The 12442-nt window shown below is 60.4% G+C and carries 11 protein-coding genes; 5 read left to right on the top strand and 6 right to left on the bottom strand.

Going from position 1 to position 12442, the window contains the following annotated elements; translation table 11 throughout:
* Positions 1-44 precede the first annotated feature (44 nt).
* Positions 45-482 carry a MaoC family dehydratase gene (locus tag K2Q04_RS00695; protein ID WP_291157923.1) on the bottom strand — a complete coding sequence of 146 codons (438 nt, stop codon included), beginning with the start codon at positions 480-482 and terminating at the stop codon, positions 45-47.
* Positions 483-719: 237 nt separating this feature from the next.
* Between K2Q04_RS00695 and K2Q04_RS00690 the strand changes: the two genes are divergently transcribed.
* Positions 720-1454, top strand: a complete 735-nt coding sequence (locus K2Q04_RS00690; RefSeq protein WP_291157921.1) for a cell cycle transcriptional regulator TrcR — start codon at positions 720-722, stop codon at positions 1452-1454.
* Here the strand turns inward: K2Q04_RS00690 and K2Q04_RS00685 are convergent.
* Both K2Q04_RS00685 and K2Q04_RS00680 read right to left on the bottom strand, forming a co-directional pair.
* On the bottom strand, positions 1439-3181 hold the full coding sequence (locus K2Q04_RS00685) for a SulP family inorganic anion transporter (RefSeq protein ID WP_291157919.1): 1743 nt from the start codon (positions 3179-3181) through the stop codon (positions 1439-1441). The genes K2Q04_RS00690 and K2Q04_RS00685 overlap by 16 nt on opposite strands.
* Before the next feature lie 73 nt (positions 3182-3254).
* Positions 3255-3572: a helix-turn-helix domain-containing protein gene (locus K2Q04_RS00680; RefSeq protein WP_291157917.1), complete on the bottom strand. Its 318-nt coding sequence runs from the start codon at positions 3570-3572 to the stop codon at positions 3255-3257.
* A gap of 310 nt (positions 3573-3882) precedes the next feature.
* Between K2Q04_RS00680 and K2Q04_RS00675 the strand changes: the two genes are divergently transcribed.
* On the top strand, positions 3883-5508 hold the full coding sequence (locus K2Q04_RS00675; protein ID WP_291157914.1) for an acyl-CoA synthetase: 1626 nt from the start codon (positions 3883-3885) through the stop codon (positions 5506-5508).
* Positions 5509-5521: 13 nt separating this feature from the next.
* Here the strand turns inward: K2Q04_RS00675 and K2Q04_RS00670 are convergent, their stop codons facing one another.
* Positions 5522-7462 (bottom strand): acyltransferase family protein, encoded by a 1941-nt coding sequence (locus K2Q04_RS00670; RefSeq protein WP_291157912.1) that lies wholly within the window; start codon positions 7460-7462, stop codon positions 5522-5524.
* A 199-nt stretch (positions 7463-7661) separates the two neighbouring features.
* Positions 7662-8321 (bottom strand): glutathione S-transferase family protein, encoded by a 660-nt coding sequence (locus tag K2Q04_RS00665; RefSeq protein WP_092868233.1) that lies wholly within the window; start codon positions 8319-8321, stop codon positions 7662-7664.
* Positions 8322-8446: 125 nt separating this feature from the next.
* Between K2Q04_RS00665 and phaZ the strand changes: the two genes are divergently transcribed.
* Positions 8447-9661 carry a polyhydroxyalkanoate depolymerase gene (gene phaZ / locus K2Q04_RS00660; protein ID WP_291157908.1) on the top strand — a complete coding sequence of 405 codons (1215 nt, stop codon included), beginning with the start codon at positions 8447-8449 and terminating at the stop codon, positions 9659-9661.
* Between the two features lie 50 nt (positions 9662-9711).
* Here phaZ and K2Q04_RS00655 read toward each other — a convergent pair whose 3' ends face one another.
* Positions 9712-10011 carry a hypothetical protein gene (locus tag K2Q04_RS00655; protein WP_291157906.1) on the bottom strand — a complete coding sequence of 100 codons (300 nt, stop codon included), beginning with the start codon at positions 10009-10011 and terminating at the stop codon, positions 9712-9714.
* A gap of 307 nt (positions 10012-10318) precedes the next feature.
* Here K2Q04_RS00655 and K2Q04_RS00650 point away from each other — a divergent pair, with 307 nt between their 5' ends.
* Together K2Q04_RS00650 and K2Q04_RS00645 are read left to right on the top strand one after the other, a co-directional pair.
* Positions 10319-11092: a DUF1236 domain-containing protein gene (locus K2Q04_RS00650; RefSeq protein WP_291157904.1), complete on the top strand. Its 774-nt coding sequence runs from the start codon at positions 10319-10321 to the stop codon at positions 11090-11092.
* Between the two features lie 317 nt (positions 11093-11409).
* Complete coding sequence (locus K2Q04_RS00645) at positions 11410-12396, top strand: catalase family peroxidase (protein WP_291157902.1); 987 nt, start codon at positions 11410-11412, stop codon at positions 12394-12396.
* Positions 12397-12442: the final 46 nt, after the last annotated feature.

The following is a 12442-nucleotide window of genomic DNA, read 5'->3' as shown; positions in this document are numbered from 1 at the left end:
GGCGCGGCTTCGCCGGTCTCCGAGATCTGCGAACGTATCTTCGATTATCGCGGGCGGGGGGGAACCATCAACACCGCTTCGCCCGTCAAGACGGGTTTGCCGGCGACAGTGCAGAGGCACTCGAACCGTGCCCGCTTCTTGTCGGGTATCAGCTCGACGAGCCTGACGAGGGTTTCGACGCGATCGTCGATCTTGACCGGGCCTTTGAAGAACAGCGACTGAGAGACGTAAATTGCGCCGGGACCCGGAAGTTTCATTCCGAAGATGGCCGAGATGTAGCCAGCGGAAAGAATGCCGTGGGCGATACGCTCCTTGAAGATCGTCTTGGCGGCGTACTCGGCGTCGAGATGTACGGGGTTGTAGTCACCCGACAGGGCTGCGTAGGCGACGATATCCGCCTCGCCCACGATCCTCGACATCGAGGCTTCCTGCCCGACTTCTAAGTCCTCGAAATATTTGGTCCGGCCGGCGGTTGCGAGCATCAAGCGTCCCTGCACGTTATGGCCCGATCCACGAACGGGCTTTTTTCGGGGACATTAACCCGTCATAAACACAGGCCGCAACCGCGGCGCTGCCGATCTGGCTGCGGCCTTGTTGCAGTTGCCGTGGCTTTGAGCCTTGCGTGACCGCCTCCTGAAGCGTTATACAGGGCTATTCCCTTTATTTACCGTTTTACTCGCTTTCGCTGACCCCCGGCGAAAGACCGAAAGAGGACACCCATGAGCGACCGCCGCCCCCTTATGCCGAAAGCCACCGCCGTTTGGCTGGTGGAAAACACGGCGCTCTCATTTGACCAGATCGCTGAGTTCTGTGGTCTCCATCCGCTCGAGGTCAAGGGTATTGCCGATGGCGAGGTGGCTCAGGGCATCAAAGGCATGGACCCCGTCACAAACGGGCAGCTGACGCGCGAAGAGATCGCGCGGGCCGAGAAGGACGGGAAATACAAACTGCAGCTCGCGGAAAGCAAGGTGCAGCTGCCGCCGCTTCCGCAGACGCGCAAAGGTCCGCGCTACACGCCCGTCTCTCGCCGTCACGACCGGCCGAACGCGGTTCTGTGGATTCTTCGCAACCATCCGGAACTCAAGGACAGCCAAATCATGCGCCTTGTCGGCACGACCAAGCCGACGATCGCTCAGATCCGTGACAGGACGCATTGGAACTCTGCCCAGCTGACGCCCCAGGACCCGGTGACGCTCGGCCTCTGCTCGCAGGTCGACCTCGATGCCGAGGTGAAGAAGGCGGCCCGCCGCGCGGGCGGCGACCGCAAGGAGGCGGGCGACGAGGAGAGGGCCGGAACGCTGCTCCCGACGTCGGAAACCACCGCACGCGCCGAGATCCTGGCGCCGAAGGGCCCAGAAGAGGCTGCCGAAGAAACGCCCGAGCAAGAGCAGGCGCGTGTTCTCGCGAAGCTCAAGGGCATGACGCCCAAGGACAAGGATCAGGACGAAGAGTAATTCTCGACGTTGCGACGGTCCGGTCTTTCTCCGCGACTCATCGCGACGGCGTCCTCGATTCGAGCCGCATATTGCACGAGTGGCTTTCTCAAACCCGCCGCTAGGAGCGTCCGGCGAACGCTCCTGGTCGCGGACGTGAAGTATAGTTTTGTGCCGCCCCGATTGAGCTTGTTAGCGAAAGTCTCGAGGGTGCGGGCGGCGGTGCTATCAACGATCGGCACGTCCGCAAAGTCGAGAATGAACGCCTTCGGATGAGCACCGATCCGGTCGAGAACCGCGCTGACTGATGCTGTCGCGCCGAAGAAGAATGCGCCTGAAATCCTGTAGACCATGACGTCACTGTCGGCACCTGCGGGCTGACCTGAAGGCTGTTCCGATTCCGACGTATCCGCCACGTCGCCGGCGACGAAGGTTCGCCCGGTCTCGACTTCAACCGCTTCTGCCATCCGATGCAGAAAGAGGAATGCCCCGAGCGTAACGCCGACCGAGATCGCCGTTGTCAGGTCGACGAAGATCGTCAGCAGGAACGTTGCCAGCAGAACGGCCGCATCGCCCCAGGACGATCTCAGAAGCGTTGCGAATTCTTCCTTCTCGGCCATGTTCCAGGCGACCACGGCGAGAACACCGCCGAGGCTCGCAAGCGGGATGTATGCGGCGAGTGGCGCCGCCACCAGCATGAAGAGCAGGATGAACAGCGCATGCAGGATACCCGAGACGGGTCCATGCGCGCCTGCCCGGACGTTTGTCGCTGTCCGAGCGATCGTACCCGTCACGCACATACCGCCGAATGTGACAGCGGCGACGTTGGCGACACCTTGAGCCACCAACTCACAGTTCGAACGATGCCTGCGTCCGGTCATACCGTCGGCGACGACGGCAGAAAGCAGGCTCTCGATGGAGCCAAGCAATGCGATCGATATCGCGTCGGGCAATGCGGCCTGCAACTTGGCTAGATCGAAGGCCGGCAAATGCGGCGCGGGCAGCATCCGCGGCACTTCGCCGAACCGTGAGCCGATCGTCGTCACGTCCAAACCCAAAGCCCAGGCGACGGTCGTGGTGACGCCGACTGCGATGAGCATTCCCGGCCATTTGGGCTTGATGCGGCGAAGCCCAACGATAATCGCTATCGAGAGCAGAGAGATCGTGATCGTTGCTGGCTTGAATGTTCCGAGGTTCGAAGCGATCGCGGCAAGCTTCGGGAAAAGCTGCGCCGGTTCATGCGCCATGTCGAGGCCGAGCAGGTCTTTGATCTGGCTTGCAAAGATAATCACGGCTATGCCGGCAGTGAATCCGACCGTCACCGGGAATGGGATGTATTTGATGTAGGTCCCGAGGCGCAGGGACCCTGCAACCATCATTATCAAGCCGGCCATCATCGTCGCGAGAACCAAGCCGTCGTAGCCTCGTTGCTCGACGATCGTCGCGATCAGAACGATAAAGGCTCCCGCCGGGCCGCCGATCTGGTATCGGCTGCCTCCGAGTGCCGAAATTAGGAAGCCGCCAACGATTGCGGTAAACAGACCCTTTTCCGGCGATAGACCGGAGCCGATGGCAATTGCCATCGACAGCGGAAGCGCCACGATCGCGACCGTCAAGCCGGAGATCGTATCGGCGCGCAAATCCCTTAAGCGATAGCCCTCTCGCAGAACCGTAACGAGCTTTGGCGTAAACAGTTCAGCAAGACTCGGACGGGACCGAGTCGCTTCGCGTCTTGCCAACGTATCCATTCTCCGTTCCCATTATGGAGCGGCGAGATCGTCGGCCAAATCGTCGGCGGTCGTCGTCGCAGTGGTCAAAGCGTTATGAGCGCGTGAACAGGCTCTTCTTCCTACGCCCTTGCGCCAAGGCCGGTGCTGAAGTCCTGAGCGGAATGCGTTCCCTGAAGCGCACGCCGCGTCCTTGACCCACGCTCGGCATATTCTCGCCGATCAGCTCGATGCCGGCCGCGTCGAAAGCGGCAACGACCTTCGTCAGCGTATCGACGACGCCGCGAACGTTGCCTTCGCTTGCTTCCATGCGCTGGATCGTAGGCAATGAAACACCGGCGCGATGCGCCAGCGTCTGCTGATCGATACCGAGGAGCGCACGCGCAGCGCGCATTTGCGCGGCAGTAATCAAGCGCTGACCCTTCCGCGAAATCTCATGCAAAAACCTTAAAGCATGACGCTTTATACATCAACTTAAATTTCTGAGACATGAATTGGATCGAGGGCGGCCGCCTTCCCGCTCGATCTCTCGCTGGCGGGCCGCGGATCCAGATATTTCGGCCCGGGCCGTCGAGGCGGCCTGCTCCAAACTTGACCGGCGGAGATCGTCGCGGTCTCAAATCCGGCATTGTCGGCTGTATCTGGTTTCGCTAGCGTCGCCGCATAAAAATGCTTTCGCCAGACGAGAGCTTGAAACTAGGCAGGAACCCGGGGCACTAATCGTGACGAACCCATTTGAGCAGCATCTCGATAAGAACGCGGCAAACTTTCAACCGCTGACGCCCCTGTCATTCCTTTCCCGTTCGGCGCTTGCCGCTCCGAACCACACGGCCATCATTCACGGCAACGCGCGTGTGACGTACGCGGAATTCTACGCCCGCTGCCGTCAGCTCGCATCGGCTCTCGCCACGCGCTCCATCGGAACCGGCGATACCGTATCCGTGATGTTGGCGAATACGCCGCCGATGCTGGAAGCCCACTACGGCGTACCAATGACGGGCGCCGTTCTTCACACGATCAACACGCGGCTCGACCCGGCGATCATCGCGTTCCAGCTCGATCATGCCGGAACGAAGGTGCTGATTACCGACCGTGAGTTCTCGTCTGTCGTAAAGGCGGCTCTCGAGCTCGCAACCGTGAAGCCGATCGTCATCGACTACAACGATCCGGAATTTCCGCAGACGGGCGAAGCGCTATCGACCGAGGATTACGAAGCGTTCGTCGCCAAGGGCGATCCGAATTTCGAATGGCGGTGGCCACGCGACGAGTGGGAAGCGATCTCGCTCAATTACACATCCGGCACGACGGGCAACCCGAAGGGCGTTGTCTATCATCACCGCGGCGCGGCGCTGATGTGCTACGCGAACACCATTTCAACCGGCATGACGCGCTTTCCCGTGTACCTCTGGACGCTGCCGATGTTCCACTGCAACGGCTGGTGCTTCCCCTGGACGGTGACGATGCTCCAAGGCACGCACGTTTGTCTCCGGTGGGTGCGCGCCAAGGCGATGTACGATTCCATCGTCAGGCATAACGTTTCGCACCTGTCGGGTGCGCCGATCGTCATGTCGACGCTTCTCAACGCAACGGACGACGAGAAGCAGAAAATCGGACAAGTCGTTGCGTTCAACCATGCCGCTGCGCCACCGCCCGCGTCGGTCATGGCCGCAATGGCGGAGGCCGGTTTCCAGCTGACGCATCTTTACGGGCTGACGGAGACTTACGGTCCGGCGACGATCAACGAATGGGACGAGTCTTGGGACGCCCTGCCGCCGCTCGAACGTGGCGCCAAGCGCATCCGCCAGGGCATTCGCTACGTCGCGCTCGAAGACCTGACGGTGCTCGACGCCGAGACGATGAAGAAAGTTCCGGCGGACGGCGAGACGCTGGGCGAGGTCATGTTCCGCGGCAACATCGTGATGAAAGGCTACCTCAAGAATCCGAAAGCCACGGACGAAGCGTTCGCGGGCGGATGGTTCCATTCGGGCGACCTCGGCGTCATGCATCCCGACGGCTACATTCAGCTCAAGGATCGCTCGAAGGACATCATCATCTCGGGCGGCGAAAACATCTCGTCGATCGAGGTCGAGGAAGTGCTCTACAAGCATCCCGCCGTCGCATTCTGTGCGGTCGTCGCGAAGCCTGACGAAAAGTGGGGCGAGACGCCCTGCGCCTTCGTCGAACTTCGACCGGGAGCGACGGCGACGGTCGATGAGATTCTCGAATGGTGCAGAGCGGGTCTCGCGCGTTACAAGGTTCCCCGTCATATCGTCTTCGCTGAAGTCCCGAAGACGTCGACCGGCAAGATCCAGAAATTCAAACTGCGCGAGCTGGCGAAAGAGGCGTGAGGCTTTCGCGGCTTCACGGCTCTGATTGAGCGCCAGCCAATCGATTTTCTGGCCAGAGGAGCGGCGCGAGCAATTTCTTCGCCAAGACGTTGGCTCCCCTGACGGACAAATGGTTGTCGTCGAAATAGAGCACGGCTTCCTCGAGGTAAGCGCTGCAGCGCCCGTCGCTACAAAGTGCGGGCGCGACCGGAACATAGGTTGCGTTTACCTCCGAGGCGATTCTTCGCAAGTTCGCGTCGAGGACAGAGAAGCGTTCGTCCGGCGAGAATCTGAAGTCTGCCGGATCGTTGCCTCGGCTGGTCCATCGGGCGACAGTCGCCGGGGCCGGCATGTGGTTGGGAAGATGCGGAATTGGACCCAACAGGATCAGCCGGTGTCCGGCACCGCTCAATGCGCCAAGTGAGTTTCGCAGCCCCTTCCAATATTGTTCAGGGCTCTCATTCGTCCACGCGTGGGAATTCGCGGCGATGATGATCGTCGCCGGTGGGATCGTGACGAGCTTCGCGATCATGTCCCTATTGTAGCGCGCGCACGCTTCGCCGTTGGGCAGCAGATCAGCCACGGGCGGACATCCGGAGGCCGTGACTTGGCGAACGCTTTCGTTCCTCGATTTCGCGAGCGATCCGAGCACGACACTGAACTCGACGCCGTGGCTATCGGCATAGACAATGGTTTTCGGCGGAACGTCCTCGCCAAAAATGCATGTGTCGTCGTAATTGCCTTTCGCCAGTACCCCGGCATGGCATTTGGTGCGCCACGGACTGGAGTCGCTTTCCGCGGCGGCGAGATCGAGAACCTGCTGCGAAAAGCGAGTTGGGATGCCTTGCAATGAAATGAGAATGAGCGCGACGGCAACGAGGCTTCCCAGGCCAATGCTACCGCTCCAAAGTATGGCTGGCCGCGTGATGCCGCCCGCACCTCGCCGCCTGAACGGCTGCTCGATGAAGCGCCACGTGAGCGCCGACAAGAGGATCGACGTTCCTACGACGGCGAATTTCTGAAGTTCGGTGAGCGCCTCGACGTTCAGCAGGTTTGCGAACACGATCAGCGGCCAATGCCAGAGATAGAGGCTGTAGGAAATCAGCCCGAGCGCGACGAGCGGCCTCGCCCTCAGCAACCGCGCGGGCGTGTTCTCTCCCTGCCCTGCCCAAATAACGACGGCGGCTCCGATGCATGGAAGGAGCGCGGCCAATCCCGGAAATGGTGTTTTCGACGTGTAGCCGACAACGGCAATCGCGATGGCGAGCAACCCCAGCGCAGCGGCTGCATCGCGCAGCAGCCGGGATGTGGGCTTTGGGATGAACCCGAGTGCGACGATGCTTCCTGCCAGCAGTTCCCAGGCACGTGTGGGGAGCAGGAAGAACGTGCTTTGAGGATGGTCGGCGAGACGAACCACGCTCAAGAGCAACGAGCCCGCAAACAACAGCCAGATGACGGTGCGGATCCGGCCTCTCCACCGTTTAAAGGCGGCCATCAAAAGAAGCGGGAAGATAATATAGAACTGCTCTTCGACGCCGAGGCTCCAGGTGTGGAACAGGGGCTGCGTTTCGGCTGCCTGATCGAAATAGCCCGAATGTAAAAGACACCAGACATTGCTGACGGATAACGCCGTCGCGACCAGGCTCGACGCGAACTGCTTCAATTCTTCTGGCAGGAGAAACGCGAGCGCCAAGATGGTCGTCGCGGCGCAAACGAAAACGAGCGCCGGGACGATCCTGCGGATGCGCCGATCGTAGAAGCCCGCAATGCTGAACGTGCCCGCTTCCAGTTCGGAAGCAATAATGGACGTGATCAGAAATCCGGATAGCACGAAGAAAACGTCGACGCCGACGAAGCCGCCCGATGTGAACGGAAAGCCGAGGTGATAGGCCACGACGGCTGCTACTGCGATACCCCTAAGGCCGTCGAGATCGCGGCGATAGGTGAGATCCCGGCGAATGCTGACTTCAGACAAGCGCGTTCACGCGCGCCGCACGAGACGACATGTTTCGATATTCCCCCGTCAACCCAACTTCTGCGCATCCGGCCGGTGCGACCGCCCCCACGCAGCGAAGACTACGCGTAACTATGCGCCTCCCTCGGGGTTATTCAACCCAAGCGCGAAAGGCAGGTGTTAATAAGGGGGAATATCGTCGGCAATTAGATGAGAGGATTCAGAACTCGACTTCGAGTTCGACGATCTCGTCCGGTTCGATGAGGGCGCCTTGCGTCCACTCCTGCATCAGCGACCAGTGGAAGATGGTTTCGCAATAGGCCGACAGGGCTGGGTCGAGCGGCACCGCGTACGTGCGAAAGCGGGTGCAGACCGGCGCGTACATCGCGTCGGCGACAGTCGGCTTCGGCCCGAAGAGATAAGGGCCGCCGTACTTCTCCAGGCACTCCGTCCAAATGGTTTTGATGCGCTCGACATCCGGGCGCGCGCCCGAAAAAATCTTGAAGGAGGCGTGGCGCGCCTTGAGGTTCATCGGCAGCGCGGAACGGAGGTTATAGAAGCCGGAGTGCATTTCGCCCGACACAGCGCGGCAATGGGCGCGCGCTGCCTGATCGGCGGGAAGCAGCCCCGCATTCGGCGCGATCTCCGCCATGTATTCCGCGATGGCGAGGGTGTCCCATACAGTCACGTTGCCGTTTGTCAGCCGTGGCACGCTGCGAACCGACGGCGAGAGCAGCAACAGCTCCTGCCGGGCCTCGACATCGTCCGTCGCGACCGTCTCTTCATCGAAGTCGAGCCCTGCCATGCGGCAAAGCAACCAGCCGCGCAGCGACCAGGACGAGTAATTCTTCGACGAGATCGTCAGCGTTGCATTCGACATCGACGAACTCACTCCTTTACGCTGTTAACCTGCGGCCACAATCCTCTCGCAGCGCAGCGAAATATGCACTAAGTTTTTCAGTCGCATCGGTTTTTCACACCGGCGCGAGGGGGACTTTTCACGCGATGCTTTACCAAGCCTACCAGTTTCAGGATGACCTCTGGGCGCCTTTCCGGGAGGCCGCCCGGCATTCGAAGGCTGCGATGGAGCACCGGCTTTCGCCGACCTTCGATACTCTGAAGCTGCATTTCACGGCCGGATTCGAGATGATTTCTCGGTTCCAACTGACCCACTCGCGCCCCGACTTCGGCATTTCAACTGTGCGCGTCGGCAACCGCGACGTTCCGGTCGTCGAGGAGGTGGCGCTCAGCCTGCCCTTCGGTAACCTTTTGCATTTCCGGAAAGACGTCGACGCCGCGCAGCCCAAAGTCCTCGTCGTCGCACCGCTTTCGGGGCATTTCGCGACGCTGCTCGCCAAGACCTGCGCGACGCTGCTCCGCGATCACGATGTCTACATTACCGACTGGGCCAATGCCCGTGACGTGCCTCTCGAAGCCGGCCGGTTCGGTGTCGACGAGTATGTGGACTACCTCATCCGCTTCGTCGAAGAGATCGGTCCGGGCGCGCATCTCCTCGCCGTTTGTCAGCCATGCGTGCAGGCACTCGTCGCCGTCTCGATCATGTCGGAAGACAAGCATCCGGCCACGCCGCGCTCGATGACGCTGATGGCAGGCCCCATCGACACGCGCGAAAGCCCGACCGCCGTCAACAAGCTGGCGATGGAGAAATCGATTACCTGGTTCAAGGCGCACGTTACGGCGCGCGTTCCGAGCCGCTACAAGGGCGCCGGTCGACGGGTCTATCCCGGGTTCGTTCAGCTGTTCAGCTTTCTGGCGATGAACATGGACCGTCACCGCACGCAGCATCAGAAGCTTTACGAGCATCTCGTGAACGGCGAGCTTGCCGAAGCCGAGAAGATCAAGACATTTTACGACGAATATTTCGCCGTGCTCGATCTTACCGAGGAATTCTACCTCGAGACGATCGACCGGATTTTTCAGCGGGCCGATCTGGCCACGGGGAATTTCACCTACCACGGCCGGAAGGTCGATCCCGCCAAGATCCACAAGACGGCGTTGCTGACGGTCGAAGGCGGGCGGGACGATATTTGCGCGCTCGGGCAAACGGCGGCGGCGCATGACCTCTGTCAATCGCTTCGCCCGCATCTGAAGCGGCACCACCTGCAGGCCAACGTCGGGCACTACGGCACGTTCAACGGCAAGCGGTGGGAGACTGAAATCTATCCCGCGGTGCGGAACTTCGTTTTGTCCATGGAATAGCGCCTAGCCGCCCGCAGGCCGGCGCGGATCGCGAGGCCGGCTTCCTACCTCTACTTCACCCAGACCTTGTGCTGGCAATCGAGCCAATGGGCGATGACCGAGCGGTCGTGGAATTGTATCGCTCCGCAGTTCTGGCAGACGATCATCAGCACATTGACGGGCGCGGTGCTTGAAGACGACTTGCGCTCGCAGGTCAGCATATGGATGTCGACGTCGCAATTGGAGCGGAAGCGGCCGCAGACCGGACAGGACGTGATGTGCTTTCCGAAAAGAAAGCGGTCTACTTCCGCTTTGGTGAGGTCGCGGGTCGCTGTTTCCGATTCACGAGTGGCGGTTGCAGTGTCCGTCATTGCAGTCACCATGTTGAAAAACCTCGAATACAAGAATCGTATGATGAGTGACCGCCTCGTACAAGAACAGTTCGAAGCAACGCTCCAATAATTGATGCCCTTTTTTCACGCATATTCCTTGTGCGGCGCAGTATTGGCGTCGCAATAATTTCGTTCCACGCAATGGCTTGCCAGCTGGCGACATTTCTTGCCGGCTATGTCTCCCCACATCGCGACCGAATGAGCCGGAACGGCACGCCTCTCAACACGTTGATCACCCAATCGCGGGGCAGTCGCGACCTGTCATCAACGTAGGAGAGACATAATAATGCTGAAGTATTCGATCACTGCCTTAGCACTTATTGCAGGTTCAACGTTCGCGTTGGCAGATCCGAACAACGGCGCAGGTCCGTCATCGCCTGGCGGTGGTGCCGGCGGCGGCGCGGCGATGGAGCGTTCCGGCGGATCGTCGATGCCGGGCGGCTCGATGAAGGAAAGCGGCGGATCGTCGAAGGAATTCGGCGGCCAAATGAAGGAAGACCGCGGTTCGCGGGATCTCGAGCCGGGATCCGCGAAAAGGAATTCCGCCTCTGAAGAGGGATCTCGCGACCGCGCTAAATCCGATCGTCAGCATGCATCCGATCGCGAACTGCAGGGCAAGGACCGGCAGGCAAAGGATGAGGATCGCAACGCGAAGGGCAAGGCGAGCGACCGGGCAGACCGTGAAGACCGCAACGAGCGCGGCGACAAGTACGGCGCCGCCGAGAAGTCAAAGAACGACAGGTCTTCCACCGGCGCGAGTGAGGGTGCAGAAGGCAAAGCGGGCCCGAAGGGCTCGATCACGAGCGTCAGCCCCGAACAGAAAACGCGCGTCAGGTCTGCTTTCGCATCCCATCGCGTGTCGCCCGCGCGGAACATCGGCGTCGCCGTGAATGTCGGCGTCGTGATACCGCGTACGGTTCACATTTATGCGGTGCCTGCGGACATTGTGACGATCGTCCCGGAATATCGCGAGTATCGGTATTTCATGATCGATGAGGATCACGTCGCGATTGTCGATCCGGATACGCTGGAAGTCGTCGATATCATCGTCGTCGCGTAATCTTCCGCACAGACAACGAAAGTCAGCTCACCGCCGGGGCAAGCCCTCGGCGGTTTTTCTTCGTGGGAAACCGTCAAGCAAAGCCCACTCGGCTGCAACCTGACCGTTATGCTTTAGCCGCCGGTCACCCTGGTTCAATTCAGATATTGTCAGATCGTCCATATACGACCTATGCCTTAGAGCCGTGAGCGTCCGTCCGCTCATCTGTCTTTCGTTCGGCCGATTCCGACTTCTAAAATTCATAATACTTGTAACACAATAGCGTCCTTCGACGTACGCACGTGCGGACTACAAATCTTGCAATGGAGTGTCTCTCGATGGTTTCCAACCGGCTCGTTGCCGCCCTGGCCGCCGCGGCGGTTATCTGTGTCCCGATGGCTCGTGCCTATGCCGAGGCCGACGCGGAAAGTCTCGTGAATGCGCTCAATGCCGTTTTCGGCAAACATCCGGGCGTGCGCGCCGCGCACACGCACGGCATCTGCGTCAAGGGCAACTTCGTGCCGTCGGCAGAGGCTCCGAGCCTCACCAAAGCGCCGCATTTCAATTCGAAGACGCCGGTCGGCGTCATTGGGCGGTTCTCTATGGGCGGCGGAGACCCGGATGCACCCAATGGCCAGAAAGACAACGTGCGCGGGATCGCGATGCATTTCGATCTCGGCAAAGGCAACAACACGGATCTGCTGATGATCTCGGCGCCCGTCTTCGTCGCGAAAGATCCGGATCAATTCTTGAAGCTGCTGACGACCGTCGCGACGAAGGACAAGGACAAGATCGGCGCGTACTTCAAGGACAACCCGAACTCGACGCGGCAGGGCGAGTGGCTCAACGCGCGACCGGTGCCGGCGAGCTACGGAACCGTCAACTACTGGGGCATTCACGCGTTCACGTTCACGAACGCGGACGGCAAGAAGCAGATCTTCAAGTACAAGGCGCTGCCGGTCGGCGGCGAGGTCGGCATCTCGGATGACGAGGCAAAGAAGAAGGACCCCGACTTCTACCGGCCTGAACTCAAGGACCGTCTCGCCAAGGGGCCGGTGCAATACACTCTGACGGCGATCCTCGGCGAGGACGGCGATCCGCTTGACGATCCGACTGCCTTCTGGCCGGAAGACAAGCGCAAGTCCGTCAATCTCGGCACGATCTCGATCACCGATTTCGAAGATGCGAAGACATGCGATGAGGCCATCTTCGATCCGACCAACGTCGTCGATGGCATCGAAGGGCCGGCGAACGATACGATCTTCCCGATGCGCTCGCAGGCTTACGCCGTATCGTTTTCGCGCCGGGAAGCGCCACAACAGTAAATCGCTTGAAACCGATCATCCTCGGCACGAAGCCGAGGATGATCGG

This window comes from Hyphomicrobium sp., assembly GCF_019753045.1.
GTDB lineage: Bacteria > Pseudomonadota > Alphaproteobacteria > Rhizobiales > Hyphomicrobiaceae > Hyphomicrobium_B.
This window is presented reverse-complemented; position numbering and strand designations above follow the sequence as displayed.

Excerpts from the sequence above, each read along its gene's own strand:
- K2Q04_RS00665 (WP_092868233.1), bottom strand. The coding sequence starts at position 8,321 with ATGTCGAATGCAACGCTGACGATCTCGTCGAAGAATTACTCGTCCTGG.
- K2Q04_RS00655 (WP_291157906.1), bottom strand. The coding sequence starts at position 10,011 with ATGACGGACACTGCAACCGCCACTCGTGAATCGGAAACAGCGACCCGC.
- K2Q04_RS00695 (WP_291157923.1), bottom strand. The coding sequence starts at position 482 with ATGCTCGCAACCGCCGGCCGGACCAAATATTTCGAGGACTTAGAAGTC.
- K2Q04_RS00685 (WP_291157919.1), bottom strand. The coding sequence starts at position 3,181 with ATGGATACGTTGGCAAGACGCGAAGCGACTCGGTCCCGTCCGAGTCTT.
- phaZ (WP_291157908.1), top strand. The coding sequence starts at position 8,447 with ATGCTTTACCAAGCCTACCAGTTTCAGGATGACCTCTGGGCGCCTTTC.
- K2Q04_RS00690 (WP_291157921.1), top strand. The coding sequence starts at position 720 with ATGAGCGACCGCCGCCCCCTTATGCCGAAAGCCACCGCCGTTTGGCTG.
- K2Q04_RS00645 (WP_291157902.1), top strand. The coding sequence starts at position 11,410 with ATGGTTTCCAACCGGCTCGTTGCCGCCCTGGCCGCCGCGGCGGTTATC.
- K2Q04_RS00650 (WP_291157904.1), top strand. The coding sequence starts at position 10,319 with ATGCTGAAGTATTCGATCACTGCCTTAGCACTTATTGCAGGTTCAACG.